The following is an 18,947-nucleotide window of genomic DNA, read 5'->3' on the forward strand; positions in this document are numbered from 1 at the left end:
CACCTTCAGAGTGATGAATCATCTTGTGCAGTGCAGTTTTTGTTTCTTTTGAAATTTCCATATGTGAATCCAATAGTTAAGTTCACGTTTCTTTAAAACATTGACCGAGGGATAATTGGGTTAAGCGGCGTCTGGCGCCTTCTTTAAGAAAAAATCAAACAATTTTTTGTGAGATAGCTTGTTATTGCTGGCATCAACAATTGCTTGAATGGTTTCCATGCGGGGTTTTTTACGACCATGAATCAAATGGGATTCCATGTATCCGTAAGACACTCCTACGCGAGAGCAAAAAATATTTTTTTCACTCTCACTTAAGGATTTCCAGTATTCGTATAGGTTTCTCATGAAAATACACCTAATAGGTAAATTAATATTAAATATACCTGTAAGGTAAAATTAATTCAACCTGACAGGGTATTTATTTTTTCTACCTAACAGGTAAATTTGATAAGGGATTTAACAATGGGGATGAGCATGACTGATTTGATGCAAATTCATGAAATACGACTTAAGAATGCTCGGGATTTAATGAGTGAATCCGGACTAAGCCGCACTGATTTTGCTGAAAAGGTCGGTCTCTCTTATAACTTGATCAGTCAATATATCGGGAAGAACCCAACTAAAAATATTGGTGATGAGACAGCCAATAAGATAGAAGAAGCTTTTGGTAAACCAAAAGGTTTTTTGGATCAGGCGAATGCTGTGTCTATACCTTCAGGTGATGCTTCGAATAAAGGTGGAATTAAGATTTCACCTATCGAGTTTAGAAGTGGTGAAAGAAAGCCAACCAATGTAAGAATTCCTATTTATAAAGACATCAAGGCTTCATGCGGCGCTGGCATAGAAAATTTTTTAGAAGATGTGAGTGAGTATCTCGACATAGATCCATACATCTTAAAAATTATGGGCATACAAACCAAACCAGAAAACTTGCGAATAATCTATTCTGCTGAATACAGCATGTACCCTACTGTTGCTCCGGAAAGTCCGTTATTTGTGGATATTTCAGATAAAGATCCAAATGCTTTAAAAAACGGAAATGTGTATGTATTTACACATAATCATGAATTAAGGATGAAACGTATTTTTGTCAGCTATGGTTCGAATACTGTGAAATTAACTAGCGATAATCCGGATAAAAAGCGATATCCGGATGAATTTATTAATAATGATCAGCTTAATGAAATCAACTTTGTTGGACGCTTAGAGTTGGCTTTGGTTAAGCCTTGATTACCTAAAGGATTGATATGCATCCAAAACAAATAATGAATCAAATCGTCGACCGAATTAATGAGGCAGCAGAGTCCAACCAGTCACTAGTGTTGGATGCTGATGAAGTCAAAATTCTTGCTGAAGAGATTGGTGATCTTCACTTCGTGCCAGTGTTGACTAATGAGCAGATCGTCCAGCTGTGTAAAGAAGGAAAGCTTGGGCAGAAGATAGTTGATTAAAAACCGAGGGAATGACTAATAAACTCAATGCAAAAAATTGAAATAAATTCCCGCAAGATCAGCCATGTGCTTTATCAGCACTACCTGTTGACAGTAGTGCTTAAGACCGGTGAAAGGTTTCTTTATCGCATTCTTGAATCAAGTACGTTTACTAAATTTATAGATTCCGATGATAAAGATAAATTTTATAAAACTGAAATAGAAGCGAATAAAAAGTTTAAGCGTATTCAGCTTTTTATTTAGTTAAATAGAAATTGGATCGGTAGGGTTGTTGGGGCGTATGGGGTGTTTAAGCTATAATATAGTAAATTATGGTAAGGCAATTGTACTGGTAATATTGGATGAATTTTGACTTGCATTCTCTCGACATCTTAAATCCCAAATTGAAGTCGTCAAAGAAAGGACTGCAGTCTGATTCGGCTTTATTTTCTTATTACGCAGGTTTCTCAGAAAACTTTACTATTAATCTTTTAAATCAGTTATCTCCTAAAAATACCGGCTTGACTGTTTTTGATCCATGGAACGGTAGTGGGACAACAACTTTTTCAGCCTATAAATTAGGGCATAATGCGATTGGTAGTGACCTTAATCCTGTAATGCTTATCGTTGCAAAAGCAAGACTTATAAATAGCCTAGATTTAGGAAGCCTTGAGGCTATTTGTCAAACAATTATTCATAATGCTTTCAGCAATAAAACTCGATTATTTCTAGAAAATGATCCATTAAGTGTTTGGTTTACAGAAGAAAGTACAATTTTACTAAGAAAAATTGAAAATACCATTAATAAGAATTTTATTGACTTTAATCATTATTCTGACCTTACTGAAAAATCAGCAATCAATAAATTAAGCACGACTGGAGCTTTTATTTATGTAATTTTATTTAAGACTATTAAAACTCTATTAAAATCTTTTATTCCATCAAATCCTACATGGATAAAAAAACCAAAATCAAATGATGAAAAAATTACATTAAGCAAAAATGAAATTGTAAATACATTCTTTCAGATTTTACACAATACGATTAATGCTCATTCATTTCACCAGCACTTAATTCCGAAAGATGCGTGCATTAATTTACAAATTGATAATTCAACTTCACTACTTCAAGATAGTGAAAGTGTTGATATCGTTCTTACCTCCCCTCCATACTGTACTCGTATTGACTATGCTGTAGCTACTTCTATAGAAATTGCGACAATAAGAGTGTCGAATATAAGAAGCCTAAGAGATAATCTTATTGGCACATCGACAATAAAAAAAGAAGTTGTAGAAGCAAATTCAATCTGGGGAAATAACTGTAATTCCTTCTTAGATAAAGTAAAAAACCACCCATCAGTTGCTTCATCTAGTTATTATTATAAAAATCATTTGCAATATTTTAATGATCTTTATAAATCTATAGGTCAAATTTCTCGTGTATTAAAACATGGGGGAGTTTTCATCCCTGTAGTTCAAAATTCATTTTATAAAGAAATTGAAAATGATCTAGCACAGACAGTCATTGAAATGTCTCAACAGCATGGATTAGTTTTAGTTAAAGATACACATTTTTCAGCAAAAGTTAATATGTCATCAATAAATACTAAATCAAATAAATATATTTCAAAGAAAGACATATTTGAATCCGTTCTAATTTTTAAAAACAATGGTAAACATTAATGAATGACAATACTGTTCCTACATTAATTAATGAAATTGATGAAAATCTTAAGAATGTTCATACTCAAAGTTTAGATATCTCATTCAATGAATTGCTAGACATGGTGGTTAGTGGTGAATTAGATATTTCTCCAGATTATCAACGTGTCTTCCGTTGGTCATCAGGTGCTCAATCAAGATTCATTGAATCGCTATTGCTGGAAATGCCTGTACCTCCAATTTATGTTGTCGAAATCGAAGATAATAAAAAGCTTTTAATTGATGGTTTACAAAGATTATCTTCTTATCTTCATTTTCGTGGAGAGCTGCATGCTCCTGAAGAGCCTATTTGCATCAGTAGAGGTGAAAAACTAGAACTCACTGATTGTGATATTGTTGAGACGTTAAATGGAAAAACCTATGATGACTTAGGTACTGCCCTTCAAATAAAATTAAAAAGAAGTTTTGTGCGGGTGGAAGTAGTAAGGAAATCAAGTAACCAAAAGTTTAAATATCATATGTTTAAACGTTTAAATACTGGTGGTACTCTCCTTACAGATCAGCAAATGAGAAATTGCACCATTCGTCTTTTAGATAATAAATTTAATGATTTTATTATTGAGTTATCTAAAAGTGAGAACTATAGAAAAACAGTAGAAAACTTAAGTGAAGAACAATTTCTAGGAGCTTATGAACAAGAATTAGTTTTACGTTTCTTTACCTTTAAAAATAATATCGATTCATTTAAACATGATATTAGAGACTTTATGACAGAATATATGGAACAAGTTTCTGATCCTGATCATTCAAGAGTATTTGACTATGATAATCAAAGAAACGATTTTGAAAAAACCTTTGAGATTCTTGCAAAAACGCTAGGTGAACAAAGTTTTAGTAGAACAAATACAGCGCGGAATGATTTACAAAAGAAATTTATTGTATATCAATTTGAATCTTTTACTCTAGGTTTACAAGACCATTTAGATTATTTGGATGTCTCTACTCCAGAAAAATGTGAAACACTAAGTGGCCTTTTTAAAAAAATCAAATTTGATTCTGAGTTTGTTACCTTAACAACAGGTGGAGGAAAAAATACACCAAATGCATTAAATGCTCGAGTTAAATTTGTTTCAAATAAAATTAATGAGTTCTTAAGTAATGGACATTAATTCTTTTAGAACAGAGCTTGAGACAGATTGGGAGTGGCGCCTCAATGAGCTAAAAATGCTTAAAAATTTAAGTTCTAATCTTTCTATTGATCAAGGCGATATTTATCGCCGATCATTAGTTGTGTTTCTATATGCTCATTTCGAAGGTTTTTTTCAATTCGCTTTGACCCATTATATCAAAACTATAAATGATCAAAATATTCCATGCTCTAAAGCTAATACACATCTGATCAGTGCAACATTAACAAATGTCTTTAAAGCTCTAAGAGATGATAATGCTAAGTGTGATTTCTTTAGAACCGATGCTCCCGATGATACAAAATTGCATCGTTTTTTTCGTGAAAATCAATTTATTGAAAATTCTTCGAATATCTTATCACGTATAGTTAATATTGAATCCACAAGTATAGACTTGGAATCAAATTTAAGCCCAGTTGTAGTTAAAAAAAATCTTTATAAATTAGGTCTACCATATCAACTTGATAAAGAGGTCGAAGGTCATTTAATAAAATTAAAAAATATCCGAAATAAAATTGCCCATGGAGAAAGAAAGGACGGGGTGATTGCCCGAGAATACGAAGGATTTGAAACGTCAGTTATGAAAATTATTTCAAGCACTATGAGAGATCTAACACAAGCCTGTAATGAGCAGTTATTCTTACAAGAGGAGTTTCGAACCATATCAATTTGAGAGTTTAGATTTAAAAACTCACATTTCAATTTTGTGGGTTTTCCTTAACTTGCTTATAATTTGCGCTCCAACAACAAAATTAACATCATGAAAAGAATAAATTTAACTATCCTACTCTTATCCTTAGCTATCACCGGCTGCCAAAAGCAACCAGAGGAAGCTACTGCTTCTCAGAAAATCGATCCTGTGGTCAAAGCCCAATTTGAAAAGTCAGATGCAATCATCAATACCTACCTGGACAAGCTGGATAGTGCTGAGACGCCACAAGTGGAAAGAATTCAAATACTTTGTAAAGACTACCCTACTGAATATAAAACCAATTACATTACGGCCCTACTTAACCTGGCAGCAAAAGACTACACTGAAGTAAGATTGCTATCAGATTTAGAGATAGCTTTGGACTACTATAAGAAAAAAGACAATATCCAGTGCTGAAAGATTCGCATGTGATTTTCGGGAGACCATTATGGAAAGAGTTGTTATCGCGGTAATTCTAATTGTTATCCTCATATTACTAATCATTTTTTATAAGACGAAAAGATAGCTTGTATGGTCACATATCAAGCATATCTAAATAATATTGTCATTTAACAAGCCTATCGTCACCATAATACTACGGATAGTATTTGGTCGCACACGCCAACTTCGGTGGGTTTCTTATTTCTGAAACACTACCCTGTTATTTTTTTACTCAAGGTCTAATACGAAGACAAGACCTGCAATAACTAAGTAGCACTAATTCCCCAAACCCATCCCTGTGATGGGTTTTCTTTTGTCTATTAAAACTTATTTCACCTGAAGAGTAAAAATAATTTTACTATATTTACCTTACAGGTATTTACTTTATTTTACCTCACAGGTATATTTTATCTCATGAACAAACAAAAGCCCCAGCGTAGTTCGAGCTACCTGAGGCCAGACCCACAACCTATCTGTGAGTGAGATAAGTATGAACCAAACACCTTCCCATAGTCAAACCCCAGAGTTTGGCCACATTCCCTCTACAGGGATTCTTTACCAGCAGCCGCCTTCTAGTGAGCAAATTGCTAAGGTGAATCGCTGGAACAAGTTCAAAGCTTTTATGCGTGACGCCATTGCAGTAGTGGTTTTTAGTTCGCCAATTTTGGCAACACCTTTTGTTGTTCAAAGCTGTTCAGATGATGTGGATCGCCAGACAGTGCAGGCGGTTAAGTTTCAGATGGAGGTGAAGTAATGTTTTTTAAAACTAATAATCCTGACGTTTTAACTGCATGGGATGAGTACGCAACCAATCGTACCAACCTTAGAGAAAACGCTGATGCTTTTGCGGAAGCTTTTAATGCTGATGCTGTGATTCTTTCTGGTGGGTCTGATATCTATTTTGGTGGCATTGTTTTTCGTAATAACACTGAAATCAATCGCGATATTTGGTGCAAACCAGATCGCCAATTTAAGACTTCAAGTTTACGTGTACGTGCACTTAAAAAAGAACTGCAAGAAGAATGGAAGGCAGAAAGAGCTAAGTGGGATGAACTACATGCCATGCACTTTCCAAATGGAACGCGAGTTAAAAAATACGGCATCTATAAGTCTTTGGGTTTTGATTGGGGCAACCTGTTTTTCAATGGGTTTGGCGCTTTTAAGCATAACGACACAATCTACATTGATACATCAATCATCATAAAAAATGCCGTTGAAATTCTTGGCAGTGAATATGCGGAAGCTAAAGCTATCCATGAAAAAGGAGAAGCAGCATGAACGCTCAAACCAAACCTGAAAAGAAATTCGCTGAATATTTAGGTACTGATGAGCAAGGAAACATGCGTCTTCGCCTTGGTACTAAGTTCGCCGCTATCTATGTCGAGAAAGGCAAAGATATTTACAAGGAAACCGCTAAAGGTCTTGTGAAAGTAACCCTGGAAGAATTGGTTTCTAAACCATGGATTCGTGAAAATTTTGACCGTGAACGTGCTTTTCAACGTCGTAAGGCTTTGGCCATTGGTTTGCAGAGTTCACATATTCCATTGCGTGAACGTCGTGCGTACAAAAAACGCATGGGCTGGGTTGGGGCTTAAGGGGAATTATCATGGCTTTAAATATTATTCCAGCTGACCAGCCTTTATTGGTCAAAGCAATTATCGTCTACCTTTACGCTGATCCAGGCTTAGGTAAAACATCTATTGGCTTCACTGGTAATAAAGCGATTTCATTCGACTTTGATAAGGGTTCACACCGTGCTGGTGAGCTTCGTCGCGGTGCTGTTGTTCAAGTTAATCAGTGGACAGATGTTGCAAACTTAACTGCAAATGATCTTGAGCCGTACAACACCATTGTGATCGATACTGTTGGCGCAATGCTAGAAAGCATTAAGACCCACCTTATGCTGAACAATACCAATAAGCAAAAAGATGGTTCGCTCAAATTAAAAGCCCAAGGTTTGGCAAACAATATCTTCAAGCAATACGTGAATAGCTTTATCGCATCTGGAAAAGATGTGGTTTTCATTGCTCACGCATCTGAAGACCAAAGTGGTGATCAGGTTATTTATCGCCCTGATCTGGGTGGTAAGAATCGTAATGAGCTTTACCGTATTGCTGACATCATGGGTTATTTGACTACAGTCACTACTGGTGAAGGTAAAAATGCTCGTGTGATTAGCTTCAAGCCGTGCCCTACTCACCATGCAAAAAATGCAGGTGGCTTGGGTGGTGAAACTGGTGAAGTATGGGTACCAGAATTAAAAACTACCCCTACCTTCCTAGCCGACCTAATCAAACAGGCGAAGGATCATATCAACACAATGACACCTGAGCAGCTAGCATCAGTCAAAGCTCAGGAAGACCTTGATAACTGGAAGCAAAGCTGTGATGAAGTTGAACATGCAGGTGATCTTAATCAACTGACAAATTCATTACAGGATCTTGTTCAAAGTAAACATGTCTATGCTGAATCAATGCGCCAGGCATTGCTTTTACGGGCTAAAGAGCTCGGCTGCAAATTCAATAAGCAGACCGGTAAATGGGAAAACCCAATCGAATTCCAGGCTATTTCAGATGGGCAGCGTGATCAGCTACAAGCCTTCATAGATGAACGTGGGCTTGATATCAAAACTGTTTGTGAACATCTGGGTATTGATTCACTGCTTCAAATTGATATCTCACAACTTCAATCCGTTCAACAAGAGATCGACAACTTAGCTAAACAGGGTATTACCGCATGAGTGCAATTATTTTAGACACAGAAACGCACACGATTGATGGTTACCCAATCGAGATTTCACATTCCCCTTGCTCTTTTGAGCAGGGTGTCTTGAAGGTTGATCATAGCCATAACTTTGATCAGTACTTCTCATGCCCAGAACCTATTTCATTTGGTGCCATGGCTGTCCACCACATCATTGAATCTGATTTGGTTGATTGCCCAAGCTATGACGAGTTTCGTTTACCAGCTGGCGTGACTTATATCATTGGCCACAACATTGATTATGACATTCGTGCAATTCAAAAATGTGATTCATCTATTCAAGTGAAAGCCATTTGCACACTTGCCCTATCTCGAATGGTTTGGCCGGATGAGTCTCACACTTTAAGTGCTTTGTACTACTTAATTATGGAAGACAAAGCCTTGGCTCGTACTCATTTACGCAAAGCACATAACGCTAAATGGGACATTTATTTCACCGGGGTTGTGCTTAAGGCAATTGTTGAGAAATTGGCTATTAAGGATATGCAGTCTTTATTTCTTTTTTCAGAACAAGCTCGCATTCCAACAAAAATCACTTTTGGGAAACACAAGGGTTTAGCGATTAAAGACCTCCCTTCTGATTATGTTGTTTGGCTATTAAAACAACCTGACTTAGATCCGTATTTGGTTAAAGCATTAAAAGGATAAGAATATGAATATTTTAAATGGTACAGAAGCTTTTGCAGCATTGGCCGCAGGTCAACAAATTGAATGTCGTCATATCAATGCTGGTGAATTCGATGATATTCGCAATTTCCCTGCTACTGTTTACATCAACCCGGAATATGAATTCCGTATTGCGATTAAGTTCTTCACCATTGGTGAAATGCAGGTTCCAGAGCCAGTAAAAGAGTCACCAGCAAAAGGCGTGCAGTGCTTTGTACCTTCAATTTTGACTGAAGAATTAAGCAAGTCATTTAAGTGGAAAAACTCAACATCTGACTTAGCTTTAATGCAACGTGGCCAGGTTCACTTAATCAAAGAACATGCTATCACTCATGCCTTGGCTTTGATCACTGTAAGCGGTGGATCCTTAGAAGCACCAACTGCAAATGACCAAAATTCAACATCAAATGATGTAGAAAAAAAGACATTTGAAAGCCAGTCAGATATTCAGATTGCTGAGCAAGGTCCAGCTGCTGCAGAAGACAGTTTGACAGAAGAATTTGTTGAAACTGATGCGGTGAAATTGGTTGAGAAGTTCACAGCTCAGATTGCCCAGTTTGCTAATACTCAAGATGTGCTTTCATTCCGTCACGTATTTTTAGCAAATGGACACTTGGATCAAAAAGATCAACAACACTTGTGCAAGCTGACTGAAGACAAATTGCTTGAACTTGATCCTGAGCAATACACACCTAAGGTTGAGCCAGCTAACGATTTAAGCGTTGACGAACTTAAGCGACTGCAGGAAGAAGCTGAAAAACTTATTCAATCCGGTGCTGATTCTACTGAAATGGCTGCTCAAGTTGATGAAGATGTTGTTCATCAAGAATTACTGGCTGATCTACTTGACCGAGTGGCCAAAGCAACTACTCCAGCAGAAGTAAATGCTCAGATCAAATATACAAAGTCATGGACCGAAGAACAGCGCAAACCATTAATTGATGCAATCAACAAACGCCTGGTCGAGCTTAATCCACCTAAAGCCCAATCTTCACTCGCAGTTCGTATTCAAAAGGCTGAAGACCTAACTGAGCTGGATGCACTGGAAATTGATGTGTCGGCATGTGATGAAGAAATTCAACCAAGATTAATGGAAATGGTTGAGAAACGTCGACTTGAATTGGATCCGTTTACTGCGGCTATTGGTGGGCCTTAATGAGCTACCAATATTCATCCATCACCCGTGTGCTGCTTGTGCAGCACAATGGCCGGGTTAAGACATACAAGAACATCAATCTTTTTGGTATTGAAGATTGTATTCAGGATTTTGTGAATAGTTGGGGGTATCGATGATCTTCCGTATCAAAAACAAACATGTAGCTGGCTTTAAATTATGGCTCGAAAAATTGGGCTACGTAAAGAAAGACCTTGCTGATGGTGGTGCAACTTTTAAAGGCAAAGGCACAAAACTGGATTATGTGCTGGTTGCAAAAGACTTAACTGGTAATCGAAATTGCCAGGTGCTTTATGAGGAATACCAGGTTCACCTGGTTAGTCCGTTAGATGTGAATTTAGAAAAGGTGGCGTGATGGGAGCTCTTAAGTACACTATTACGGTTGAGGCTGATATAGAGCCTCAGCTTTATCTTGGCCAAAACATCTTTGGTGGGAAAATTGTTCAACTTAAGATGGAAGAATTGCCGGCTTTGGTTCCGGTGTCTTGGCTAGTTGAAAAATACGGTTTCACCAAAACAACTATCATTAAAAAGCTTGAGGGCTACAATCAAGGTACTGATGGCAAGCATCTTTACGAAACCAAGACAGCTATGATGATTTTATCAAAGCCTCAAAAAAATAAACGCGGAGCAAAACGGGTCAATTAGACCCGTTCAGCATTTCACTTATTTCGCTTGCTGTAGGATTATAATAAGTATTGATCAAAATCCCTGCAGTCTTATGACCAGTAATTTTCATTAGAATCTCAATTGGTACCTTTCTTAATTTAACCAGTCTTGTAATTCCTTCATGCCGGGTATCATGAAAATGCAATTCTTTGATATTTGCTTTCTTTACCCTCTTGCTGAACGTATTCTGAAAAGTGCTACTGCTTATCTCAAGTAAATTATTAGATCCGTTATCAGGTATTAGTTTTAATAGTTCTTTTGCGCTATCCATTAATGGTACATCACGTGAGTGACCATTCTTGGTATCAGGCAAGTGAATATAGTCTTTATGGATATTCGACCTTTTAATAGAAAGTATCTCCCCTTGTCGCATTGTTGTCTCAATCGCAAAAAGGAAAGCCCAGGCTATAAAATGCTGTATCTCTGTTGGTACTTGTCCTCGCTCATAATTATGGGCTTTTAGTACCAGATCAATTTCAGCATCACTTATACGTCGATTTCTTGATTTTGGCTGGGATGGTTTGCTCACCATAGAAAACGGATTACTTTCAATTAGAAAAAGTTCTTTCTGTGCATAGGTGAAAATAGCTGAGAATAAAGATATGTCACGGAGTACAGTACCACTACTGACACTTTTTAATCTTGAGTTGCGCCAGTCCGTCAATATCTGAGGTGTAATATCGTGAACAGACATTTGCGAAATAACCGGATAGCTGTCAATAAACTGCTTGATTGATATTCTAATAGTTCTGCTGGATTTCTTATGCCTGCCTATCTCTTCATAGTATTTATGCAGTAGTGCAGAAAATGGGTAGTGTTGCTTAACTTCGCTCTGATTCTTATTTTGCTCAGTCTTTAATTCTAGAAGTTTAAGCATAGCCCATTGCTCACACTCCTTTTCAGTATCGCGTGTAGCACTGATGCGTTTACCATTAAACATTAACTCAATACGGTATGATCCCCCACGCTTTCTTGCTTTTGGTAGTTTCATTTTTGGCGTAATCTTGGCGTAAATAATGTTTCATATTAACTTATTTTTTGTCAAAAACGTCCAATATGTTCAATTAAAAGAACTTTTAAGGGTAATAATCTAAGGATTTAAAACTAAATATTTTATCGTAATTAACTGTTTTATAATTATTTATTAATTATTTTTTAGAAAACTACTTATAATTCATCAATTTTGGATAGCACTTAACCATGGGGCTTTTTAATGCCTGCTATTTAAGAGTTTGATTTATAAATTTTGTGCGCTGTTTATTTAGAGCGATTGAAATCAATTTGACTCAATATCATACACCCAGTTTCGAGCTTGTTGGTCTGTAGTCGTTTCACAAACATAGTAATCATGATCCCACGCATCTTGATTGAAAATCTCTTTCTTAAAGTAAGTCACTTGTTTACCATTTTCGGTACAAACAAAGCTATCACCTTGGTCTTTAACCTGAGTTCCATTTAAGAAACCACCAATGCAGAGGAATCGGGATTGTTTTGGCATGTGCTTACATCAACTTTTAAAACACTCAATCAGGTCATGATTAAACAATTTATCGAAAGTGCTGTAAAGCTTAACCAAGAACAATCCTAATCTTCAATCAAGACGCAAGTTTACTCAGCATCTTTTCCATGTAATGATCATAGTTATCTAATTGCTTTGACCAAAAAGTATTTTTTTCAATTGATTCTAAAAATTGGATAGGATCAGTTTTAACTTCATCTTTTTCAATATCAAATTGCTCATCAACAAGTTTTTGCATAAATTCAGATTCACAATTTGATGTAATGATGACTTCATCTAAAGATACTTTTAAATGATCACCAAAATATTCATGATCGAACTCTAAGGTTGTATCTATAATCCAAGAGTGAATAATTACATCATTAATGTCTTCAAAATGCTTACTTAGAAAGTGTCTTTTTATATATTCAACTTTATTATCTAATTGATAACTTGCTTTATTCAAAACGAAATTTTTATATTCATAAATTTCTTGAATACTACTTCTTATATATGTAGATTTCACTTCTGCTACAATCACATGATTCTCATAAATTGCAACCAAATCAATCTCACCTGCATTGCTGTCTAACGGCTTATACTGACTAAATACCTTAAAACCTATCTTCTGCATTTTTTCAGCCAAATTAAGCTCAATTTGATCAGTTTCACTTTTTAACTCAAGACGGTTCTTATGTAATTTACGCACATAATTAATCATGGCAGTATTTAAATTCTGGAATGCAGTAAGCCACGGAAATTGAAAAATAAAATCATCGATTCGATAAAATGGCTTTTGCATATAAGTTGATTGATCATTTTCATCATATAAATCAAAACTCCAAAACTTTAGAATTTTCTTCATTTGTTTGATTTTTTGATTATTACTACCTTCTGTAATCCAAGACGACATTTTTTTAGATTTATCATTCTCTAAAGCAAATGTCATTGGCATACGATTTTCACCTATTATAAAACCATGCATCATAAGTTTACTAAGCGCTTCTAAATTAAAATTTGAATCACTTAAAAACTGTTCGAATTTGTGTATATGATCTTTTAAATAATGTGCTTGTGATAATGAAAGCGTCATCATCACATCAAATAAATCTAAATGTACATTATCAATTTTTAAATACTCAATTCCATAAACTTGTTTTAATTTTTCTTTCACACCATAAGCTTTAGACAAAGCAATTGCATTTGCCTCTAAATTATCACCCGTGGGTAAAATTCTATAAATATAATCGGAATTAAATAATTTTTGACTCCCAACTATTAACCAATAATTCATCAATAATGCACTTTTTTCATTCCAGTGTTCATTTTTTTCTTTAGGATTTGTATAAATCAAATCTTGATCTTTCAGTTTATAATTTACTTGTGAGTTAAAGCAAAATGCCTCTAATACATTCCTTTTATAATTGATAATTTCTACTTTTATCGCAACAAGCTTTTTAAACCATTCATAATGCTCTTGTAGCTCAAGATTCATACCTTCACCTACAAGGAATGGCATCATTTTAAATTTCAATGCTAAGGCTAATGATTTATAAGTAAGCATTTTAGTATTTTTTTTGGAAGTTTTTATAATTTCATCAAATGCCTTCCAGACTGTTTCAGCTGAATTCCTTTCATTTAAATCATGCTGATATGGCAAATATTCAAAATAGTCTTTTATAGGTACTAAATATTCATAAGCATATAGGCTACTAAAAATCATCGCTGTGACATGACCAATATCTAATTTTTTATTTATATCATCGTAGTCTTCTATTCTATATTTATATTCTTGCTGAAGTTTTTTAACCGTTTTTAAAAAATTAGAAAAAAGATCTATCTTTAACTCACCATCAATTTCTTTTAAAATTTGCCATGAGTAATGTTCAGCACTAAGAATTATCCCAGAGTACCGTACAGCTAAAATAAAACTCTGAACATCACAATTTAAAAAATTAATGCAGATTTTTTCATCTGTAATTGTATAACGAATAAATTGACTTAAAGCGAGAATGTAGTTTTCTTTTTTGACATCATCAGTGGTAAGTAAATCAATAAAATTTGATTGCCAAAACATATCAAACTTATTTTTATAAGACCCAGTCTTAGGCTGTGAACTTTTATACAAAAGATCTTTAACAATTTTTTCTTTTGCAATTTCAGAGCCATATTTTAAAAATAAACTTTCAAATCTTTCTTCGTAATAATTTTTCATAAAAATAAGGGCTGATTACTCAGCCCTCATCTTATACCAATTATTGCTTAATTTTCAATAAATTAAGACAATTGAGCAGCAGCAATTTTCTTGGTATCGATGTCTTTAGCAGCATCTGTATACTCGCCCATCTTGTCGAAGTTCAAGTATTGATAGATGTCAGCAGACATGCTGTCAATTTGAGCTGCATATTGTTGATATTCTTCTGGAGTTGGTAATTTACCAAGTACAGCAGCAACAGATGCAAGTTCAGCAGAAGCTAAGTAAACATTAGCGCCTTGACCTAAACGGTTCGGGAAGTTACGAGTAGATGTAGATACACAAGTCGTGTTCGGAGCTACACGTGCTTGGTTACCCATACATAATGAACAACCTGGCATTTCAGTACGAGCGCCAGCTTTACCATAAATGTTATAGAAACCTTCTTCCATCAATTGGTGCTCGTCCATACGAGTTGGTGGAGCCAACCATAAACGAGTAGACAATGAACCACCTGGTACTTTATCAAGTAATTTACCAGCAGCACGGAAGTGACCGATGTTAGTCATACATGAACCGACGAATACTTCGTCAATCTTAACGCCTTGAACGTCAGAAAGAAGTTTCGCATCATCTGGGTCATTCGGGCAGCAAAGAACAGGTTCTTTAATGTCAGCAAGGTCGATTTCATACACTTTAGTGTATTCAGCGTCTGCATCAGCTTTAAGAAGTGATGGATTAGCCAACCATTTTTCCATGTTCTCAACACGACGAGCCATAGTACGCGCATCGCCATAACCTTGAGAAATCATCCATTTCAACATAGTGATGTTAGAACGGAGGTATTCAGCAACTTTCTCTTCAGAAAGAGTGATTGAACAACCAGCAGCAGAACGTTCAGCAGAAGCATCAGAAAGTTCGAATGCTTGCTCAACAGTAAGGTCAGTTTCCATTTCTGTTAAGTCGATTTCTAAGATACGACCAGAGAAAATGTTTTTCTTACCTTTTTTCTCTACAGTTAAGTCACCAGCTTGGATTGCATAGTAAGGAATTGCATGTACTAGGTCACGTAGAGTGATACCAGGTTGCATTTTACCTTTGAACTTAACAAGTACAGATTCAGGCATGTCTAGTGGCATAACACCAGTAGCTGCAGCGAATGCTACAAGGCCAGAACCCGCTGGGAATGAAATACCAATTGGGAAACGAGTATGTGAGTCACCACCAGTACCAACTGTATCTGGAAGAAGCATACGGTTTAACCAAGAGTGAATAATACCGTCACCTGGGCGTAAAGATACACCGCCACGGTTCATGATGAAATCAGGAAGCGTGTGTTGCATTTGAACGTCAACTGGTTTTGGATATGCAGCTGTGTGACAGAAAGATTGCATTACTAGGTCAGCAGAGAAGCCTAGGCAAGCCAAGTCTTTCAATTCGTCACGAGTCATCGGACCAGTTGTATCTTGAGAACCAACAGTCGTCATTTTAGGTTCGCAGTAAGTACCTGGACGAACACCTTGACCTTCTGGAAGACCACAAGCGCGACCTACCATTTTTTGAGCTTGAGTGAAGCCTTTACCAGTATTCTCAGGTTGAACTGGAGTACGGAATAAAGTTGAAGGTGCAAGACCTAAAGCTTCACGCGCTTTAGCAGTCAAACCACGACCAACGATCAGGTTGATACGGCCACCAGCACGTACTTCGTCTAGAAGCACTGGAGTTTTAAGTTCAGCTTCAGCGATTTGCTCGCCATTTTTAGAAGCAGTTACTTTTGCAGCAGCATGATCGATGTTAAGAACGATTTCGTCGCCCATGTTCATGTTAGCAACGTCGATCTCGATCGGTAACGCACCAGCATCTTCCATAGTGTTGAAGAAAATCGGAGCGATTTTAGAACCTAGGCAGTAACCACCGTCTTTTTTGTTCGGGATGTGAGCGATGTCATCACCGAAGAACCAAAGTACAGAGTTAGTTGCAGATTTACGAGAAGAACCTGTACCAACAACGTCACCAACGTAAGCAACTTGGTTGCCTTTCGCGATGAGTTCTTTGATTTGGTTTAATGGACCAACTTCACCAGGAACTTCTGGGTTGATACCGTCACGTACGTTTTTCAACATCGCATTTGCATGTAATGGGATGTCTGGACGGCTCCAAGCGTCTTGAGCTGGAGACAAGTCATCAGTGTTAGTTTCACCAGTAACTTTGAATACAGTTAATTTGATTTCTTCAGGAACATCTTTACGGCTAGTGAACCATTCAGCATCAGCCCAAGATTGAAGAACAGCTTGTGCATTGGCATTGCCCGCTTTTGCTTTATCAGCTACGTCATGGAATGCATCAAATACTAACAATGTTTTTTTCAATGCTTCAGCAGCAAGTTCTGCAAGCTCAGCATCGTCAAGTAAAGTAACTAAAGGTGCTACGTTATAACCACCAAGCATAGTACCTAGTAAGTAAACCGCACGTTCTTTTGAAACTAGTGGAGAAGTTGCTTCACCTTTTGCCACAGCAGCCAAGAAAGCAGCTTTAACATAAGCAGCTTGGTCAACACCTGCAGGAACACGGTTTTCAAGCAAATCAACTAAAAATGCTTCTTCTCCAGCTGGTGGGTTTTTTAATAGCTCAACCAAGTCAGCTGTTTGAGCATCGTCAAGTGGCTTCGGTGGGACTCCGAGTGCGGCACGTTCTTCAACGTGTTGGCGGTAAGCTTCTAGCACGGTGTTATTCCTCTTTTTTAAAAAATTATTTACGAATTCCAGCTTATTCAAAGCTTCGCAAATAATATGGACTGCTAAATTTTACTAAAATTCCAGTTAAAAGTTAATGCAAGTACAGTGTTTCTTTGTGATGCCCATTATTTTGTAGCTAAATGATGCCCATATCGATTACACAATAAGCAAATCCTTCACTTTTAAAGCTTTTTGATGATGAAAAAGTCACTTTTAATGGAACATTAAATATAAAAAAGACAACCCTATGTTGCCTTTTTTGCTTCTATAAAAATATTCAACCTTAGTGGACAGTGGTTGCAGTTAAATATTGAGCTAATTCTGCGCGATTCCCGGTAAATTTGAGAGCACATTCATCTTCAAATAAGCCTTGATACTGATTGCTGGCAAATGAAATTTCGATTAAATATCGTGAATGATGATTACCTTCTAATTTTCTACGTAGAAATACTTTATCGCCTACGCTAAGCACATAATTTCCGCCACCAATGATTGCAACACCATGCTCATCTTCCAAGAGCAAATCCTCATGATGTAAGTAGCCGATCACATCCATATTACTGCTCCTATCGTTATCGTTCTTGATTTCATTATTCAGTAACAAGATAAGCTTTTCTATATTTTTGATTAAGCAAATGTCACAATTTATTTTTTAATTTGCTTAGGCTATTTTATGAATAATCCACATAAAAAAACCGTTCTCTAGAACGGTTTGTAATTCGGCATTTTGTCATGCGGTGTCGCAATACATTTTTCAGTAATTTTCTGCTTGAACTGATTACGGCTTGCTTCCGGATCTTTATTTATCTCTTCCAATGGAAATGCATAAACCTGTTCAATAATATCCAAAATAAAGGTTTTGGTGATTTCATCTTCAATCTTGTTGGCGTGCTCTATAGCAGCCTCTTTGGTAATGGTATTTTGACGATCGTACATAATGTTGTTTGCAGCATTACCCATACTTGTACAATAACCTTTCCACTGCTCTTCAGGTGTTAGCGGCTTCTTTTCAGCACAGCCCACTAAAGCAACCAATGCCATCAAAGTGAATAACTTTTTCATCAATGTTCTCCTGTTGCGCCCTATCATAATCAAAGTTAAGAAAAATACGAAACTATAGGGGCAAGATATTCAAAAAATCATGAACGGACTAAAATGAAGAGCATAAAAAGATATACTCAATTTTAAGTTAAGATGTTTAAAAAAGACTTTGAATTGCATCTATTTATTTTTAAGTCACCAACTTTTAAATCATGAGTGACACTTAATAGAAAGAGTAAGTTACAAATTTCAGCTATAAAAAACAGCGATAGGTAAGCTATTTATTTGCATAAGCTCAAACATAACTGTATGCTTAAAGGCGACTAGAAAAATAGTTTGTTCTGGTAAATCTTTTTGTATTTCGCAGTTTTAGTCATAATCCTTCGTTTTTCAGATTTAAAGTTCCATTCTTCTTTTCAAGTTAAATTATCTTGCTTTTCAATAAGCTAAAAAATATTTTTTAAGGATTTTATTATGTCTAATACTGTAAAAGGTACTGTTAAGTGGTTTAACGAAACTAAAGGTTTTGGTTTTATTCAACAAGAAAATGGTCCTGACGTTTTCGCTCATTTCAGCGAAATCACTGGCAATGGCTTCAAAACATTGGCTGAAGGCCAACAAGTTGAATTCAGCATCGCTCAAGGTCAAAAAGGCCCAAATGCTGTAAACATCGTAGCACTATAATTTTAAAATCACGCTTGCCTACTGCAAGCAGGATTTAAAAAAAGCGAGAGTTAAACTCTCGCTTTTTTTTTGGCTTTATAAAACACTGATTTTTTATATTATGGAATTTTGCT

General features: G+C 36.1%; 23 protein-coding genes. 16 read left to right on the forward strand and 7 right to left on the reverse strand.

Annotation, left to right across the window (positions count from 1 at the left end; all coding sequences use genetic code 11):
- Positions 1–120: 120 nt before the first annotated feature.
- A complete protein-coding gene (locus ACE01R_RS16055) occupies positions 121–345 on the reverse strand; it encodes an XRE family transcriptional regulator (protein ID WP_395552516.1) in 225 nt (74 codons plus the stop codon).
- Positions 346–474: 129 nt separating this feature from the next.
- On the opposite strand from ACE01R_RS16055, the gene ACE01R_RS16060 reads away from it, so the two are divergent.
- The 15 genes from ACE01R_RS16060 (at position 475) to ACE01R_RS16130 (ending at position 10,661) form a co-directional block, all read left to right on the forward strand.
- Entirely contained in the window at positions 475–1,230 is a 756-nt protein-coding gene (locus ACE01R_RS16060) for a S24 family peptidase (protein WP_395552517.1), read from the forward strand.
- A 17-nt stretch (positions 1,231–1,247) separates the two neighbouring features.
- Positions 1,248–1,451: a hypothetical protein gene (locus ACE01R_RS16065; protein WP_395552518.1), complete on the forward strand. Its 204-nt coding sequence runs from the start codon at positions 1,248–1,250 to the stop codon at positions 1,449–1,451.
- Between the two features lie 27 nt (positions 1,452–1,478).
- Complete coding sequence (locus tag ACE01R_RS16070) at positions 1,479–1,694, forward strand: hypothetical protein (protein ID WP_395552519.1); 216 nt, start codon at positions 1,479–1,481, stop codon at positions 1,692–1,694.
- Between the two features lie 98 nt (positions 1,695–1,792).
- Positions 1,793–3,112: a hypothetical protein gene (locus ACE01R_RS16075; protein WP_252665928.1), complete on the forward strand. Its 1,320-nt coding sequence runs from the start codon at positions 1,793–1,795 to the stop codon at positions 3,110–3,112.
- Positions 3,112–4,260: a DUF262 domain-containing protein gene (locus ACE01R_RS16080; RefSeq protein WP_252665927.1), complete on the forward strand. Its 1,149-nt coding sequence runs from the start codon at positions 3,112–3,114 to the stop codon at positions 4,258–4,260. The genes ACE01R_RS16075 and ACE01R_RS16080 overlap by 1 nt, the downstream gene beginning before the upstream one ends.
- The gene (locus ACE01R_RS16085; RefSeq protein ID WP_252665926.1) at positions 4,250–4,951 is read left to right on the forward strand and encodes an MAE_28990/MAE_18760 family HEPN-like nuclease; all 702 of its coding nucleotides are present in this window, start codon (positions 4,250–4,252) and stop codon (positions 4,949–4,951) included. The genes ACE01R_RS16080 and ACE01R_RS16085 overlap by 11 nt, the downstream gene beginning before the upstream one ends.
- A gap of 87 nt (positions 4,952–5,038) precedes the next feature.
- The gene (locus ACE01R_RS16090; RefSeq protein ID WP_395552520.1) at positions 5,039–5,386 is read left to right on the forward strand and encodes a hypothetical protein; all 348 of its coding nucleotides are present in this window, start codon (positions 5,039–5,041) and stop codon (positions 5,384–5,386) included.
- A 514-nt stretch (positions 5,387–5,900) separates the two neighbouring features.
- Positions 5,901–6,164, forward strand: a complete 264-nt coding sequence (locus ACE01R_RS16095) for a hypothetical protein (protein WP_395552521.1) — start codon at positions 5,901–5,903, stop codon at positions 6,162–6,164.
- Positions 6,164–6,688 carry a hypothetical protein gene (locus ACE01R_RS16100; protein ID WP_395552522.1) on the forward strand — a complete coding sequence of 175 codons (525 nt, stop codon included), beginning with the start codon at positions 6,164–6,166 and terminating at the stop codon, positions 6,686–6,688. The genes ACE01R_RS16095 and ACE01R_RS16100 overlap by 1 nt, the downstream gene beginning before the upstream one ends.
- A complete protein-coding gene (locus tag ACE01R_RS16105; RefSeq protein WP_395552523.1) occupies positions 6,685–7,005 on the forward strand; it encodes a hypothetical protein in 321 nt (106 codons plus the stop codon). The genes ACE01R_RS16100 and ACE01R_RS16105 overlap by 4 nt, the downstream gene beginning before the upstream one ends.
- An 11-nt stretch (positions 7,006–7,016) precedes the next feature.
- Complete coding sequence (locus ACE01R_RS16110; protein ID WP_395552524.1) at positions 7,017–8,150, forward strand: ATP-binding protein; 1,134 nt, start codon at positions 7,017–7,019, stop codon at positions 8,148–8,150.
- Complete coding sequence (locus ACE01R_RS16115) at positions 8,147–8,821, forward strand: putative quorum-sensing-regulated virulence factor (protein WP_395552525.1); 675 nt, start codon at positions 8,147–8,149, stop codon at positions 8,819–8,821. The genes ACE01R_RS16110 and ACE01R_RS16115 overlap by 4 nt, the downstream gene beginning before the upstream one ends.
- Positions 8,822–8,825: 4 nt before the next feature.
- Positions 8,826–9,995, forward strand: a complete 1,170-nt coding sequence (locus ACE01R_RS16120; RefSeq protein ID WP_395552526.1) for a hypothetical protein — start codon at positions 8,826–8,828, stop codon at positions 9,993–9,995.
- Positions 9,996–10,128: 133 nt separating this feature from the next.
- Complete coding sequence (locus ACE01R_RS16125) at positions 10,129–10,368, forward strand: hypothetical protein (protein ID WP_086197304.1); 240 nt, start codon at positions 10,129–10,131, stop codon at positions 10,366–10,368.
- Complete coding sequence (locus tag ACE01R_RS16130; RefSeq protein ID WP_395552527.1) at positions 10,368–10,661, forward strand: hypothetical protein; 294 nt, start codon at positions 10,368–10,370, stop codon at positions 10,659–10,661. The genes ACE01R_RS16125 and ACE01R_RS16130 overlap by 1 nt, the downstream gene beginning before the upstream one ends.
- Here the strand turns inward: ACE01R_RS16130 and ACE01R_RS16135 are convergent.
- The 6 genes from ACE01R_RS16135 to ACE01R_RS16160 all read right to left on the reverse strand — a co-directional run bounded on the left by ACE01R_RS16135 (position 10,654) and on the right by ACE01R_RS16160 (position 18,171).
- A complete protein-coding gene (locus ACE01R_RS16135) occupies positions 10,654–11,673 on the reverse strand; it encodes a tyrosine-type recombinase/integrase (protein WP_395552528.1) in 1,020 nt (339 codons plus the stop codon). The genes ACE01R_RS16130 and ACE01R_RS16135 overlap by 8 nt on opposite strands.
- A gap of 285 nt (positions 11,674–11,958) precedes the next feature.
- Positions 11,959–12,180: a hypothetical protein gene (locus ACE01R_RS16140; protein WP_395552529.1), complete on the reverse strand. Its 222-nt coding sequence runs from the start codon at positions 12,178–12,180 to the stop codon at positions 11,959–11,961.
- 97 nt (positions 12,181–12,277) lie between these two features.
- Complete coding sequence (locus ACE01R_RS16145) at positions 12,278–14,395, reverse strand: hypothetical protein (protein ID WP_395552530.1); 2,118 nt, start codon at positions 14,393–14,395, stop codon at positions 12,278–12,280.
- A 62-nt stretch (positions 14,396–14,457) separates the two neighbouring features.
- A complete protein-coding gene (locus ACE01R_RS16150; RefSeq protein WP_395552531.1) occupies positions 14,458–17,097 on the reverse strand; it encodes a bifunctional aconitate hydratase 2/2-methylisocitrate dehydratase in 2,640 nt (879 codons plus the stop codon).
- Between the two features lie 295 nt (positions 17,098–17,392).
- Entirely contained in the window at positions 17,393–17,665 is a 273-nt protein-coding gene (locus tag ACE01R_RS16155) for a hypothetical protein (protein WP_395552532.1), read from the reverse strand.
- 146 nt (positions 17,666–17,811) lie between these two features.
- Positions 17,812–18,171, reverse strand: coding sequence for a hypothetical protein (locus ACE01R_RS16160; protein ID WP_395552533.1), 360 nt, complete (start codon positions 18,169–18,171; stop codon positions 17,812–17,814).
- A gap of 453 nt (positions 18,172–18,624) precedes the next feature.
- On the opposite strand from ACE01R_RS16160, the gene ACE01R_RS16165 reads away from it, so the two are divergent.
- The gene (locus ACE01R_RS16165) at positions 18,625–18,834 is read left to right on the forward strand and encodes a cold-shock protein (protein ID WP_086175076.1); all 210 of its coding nucleotides are present in this window, start codon (positions 18,625–18,627) and stop codon (positions 18,832–18,834) included.
- Positions 18,835–18,947 lie beyond the last annotated feature (113 nt).

The organism is Acinetobacter sp. BSP-28 (assembly GCF_044130285.1).
Classification (GTDB): Bacteria; Pseudomonadota; Gammaproteobacteria; order Pseudomonadales; family Moraxellaceae; genus Acinetobacter.

What these genes read in the sequence shown, in the direction of transcription:
- ACE01R_RS16055 (WP_395552516.1), bottom strand. Translation starts at nt 345, where the DNA reads ATGAGAAACCTATACGAATACTGGAAATCCTTAAGTGAGAGTGAAAAA.
- ACE01R_RS16060 (WP_395552517.1), top strand. Translation starts at nt 475, where the DNA reads ATGACTGATTTGATGCAAATTCATGAAATACGACTTAAGAATGCTCGG.
- ACE01R_RS16065 (WP_395552518.1), top strand. Translation starts at nt 1,248, where the DNA reads ATGCATCCAAAACAAATAATGAATCAAATCGTCGACCGAATTAATGAG.
- ACE01R_RS16070 (WP_395552519.1), top strand. Translation starts at nt 1,479, where the DNA reads ATGCAAAAAATTGAAATAAATTCCCGCAAGATCAGCCATGTGCTTTAT.
- ACE01R_RS16075 (WP_252665928.1), top strand. Translation starts at nt 1,793, where the DNA reads ATGAATTTTGACTTGCATTCTCTCGACATCTTAAATCCCAAATTGAAG.
- ACE01R_RS16080 (WP_252665927.1), top strand. Translation starts at nt 3,112, where the DNA reads ATGAATGACAATACTGTTCCTACATTAATTAATGAAATTGATGAAAAT.
- ACE01R_RS16085 (WP_252665926.1), top strand. Translation starts at nt 4,250, where the DNA reads ATGGACATTAATTCTTTTAGAACAGAGCTTGAGACAGATTGGGAGTGG.
- ACE01R_RS16090 (WP_395552520.1), top strand. Translation starts at nt 5,039, where the DNA reads ATGAAAAGAATAAATTTAACTATCCTACTCTTATCCTTAGCTATCACC.
- ACE01R_RS16095 (WP_395552521.1), top strand. Translation starts at nt 5,901, where the DNA reads ATGAACCAAACACCTTCCCATAGTCAAACCCCAGAGTTTGGCCACATT.
- ACE01R_RS16100 (WP_395552522.1), top strand. Translation starts at nt 6,164, where the DNA reads ATGTTTTTTAAAACTAATAATCCTGACGTTTTAACTGCATGGGATGAG.
- ACE01R_RS16105 (WP_395552523.1), top strand. Translation starts at nt 6,685, where the DNA reads ATGAACGCTCAAACCAAACCTGAAAAGAAATTCGCTGAATATTTAGGT.
- ACE01R_RS16110 (WP_395552524.1), top strand. Translation starts at nt 7,017, where the DNA reads ATGGCTTTAAATATTATTCCAGCTGACCAGCCTTTATTGGTCAAAGCA.
- ACE01R_RS16115 (WP_395552525.1), top strand. Translation starts at nt 8,147, where the DNA reads ATGAGTGCAATTATTTTAGACACAGAAACGCACACGATTGATGGTTAC.
- ACE01R_RS16120 (WP_395552526.1), top strand. Translation starts at nt 8,826, where the DNA reads ATGAATATTTTAAATGGTACAGAAGCTTTTGCAGCATTGGCCGCAGGT.
- ACE01R_RS16125 (WP_086197304.1), top strand. Translation starts at nt 10,129, where the DNA reads ATGATCTTCCGTATCAAAAACAAACATGTAGCTGGCTTTAAATTATGG.
- ACE01R_RS16130 (WP_395552527.1), top strand. Translation starts at nt 10,368, where the DNA reads ATGGGAGCTCTTAAGTACACTATTACGGTTGAGGCTGATATAGAGCCT.
- ACE01R_RS16135 (WP_395552528.1), bottom strand. Translation starts at nt 11,673, where the DNA reads ATGAAACTACCAAAAGCAAGAAAGCGTGGGGGATCATACCGTATTGAG.
- ACE01R_RS16140 (WP_395552529.1), bottom strand. Translation starts at nt 12,180, where the DNA reads ATGCCAAAACAATCCCGATTCCTCTGCATTGGTGGTTTCTTAAATGGA.
- ACE01R_RS16145 (WP_395552530.1), bottom strand. Translation starts at nt 14,395, where the DNA reads ATGAAAAATTATTACGAAGAAAGATTTGAAAGTTTATTTTTAAAATAT.
- ACE01R_RS16155 (WP_395552532.1), bottom strand. Translation starts at nt 17,665, where the DNA reads ATGGATGTGATCGGCTACTTACATCATGAGGATTTGCTCTTGGAAGAT.
- ACE01R_RS16160 (WP_395552533.1), bottom strand. Translation starts at nt 18,171, where the DNA reads ATGAAAAAGTTATTCACTTTGATGGCATTGGTTGCTTTAGTGGGCTGT.
- ACE01R_RS16165 (WP_086175076.1), top strand. Translation starts at nt 18,625, where the DNA reads ATGTCTAATACTGTAAAAGGTACTGTTAAGTGGTTTAACGAAACTAAA.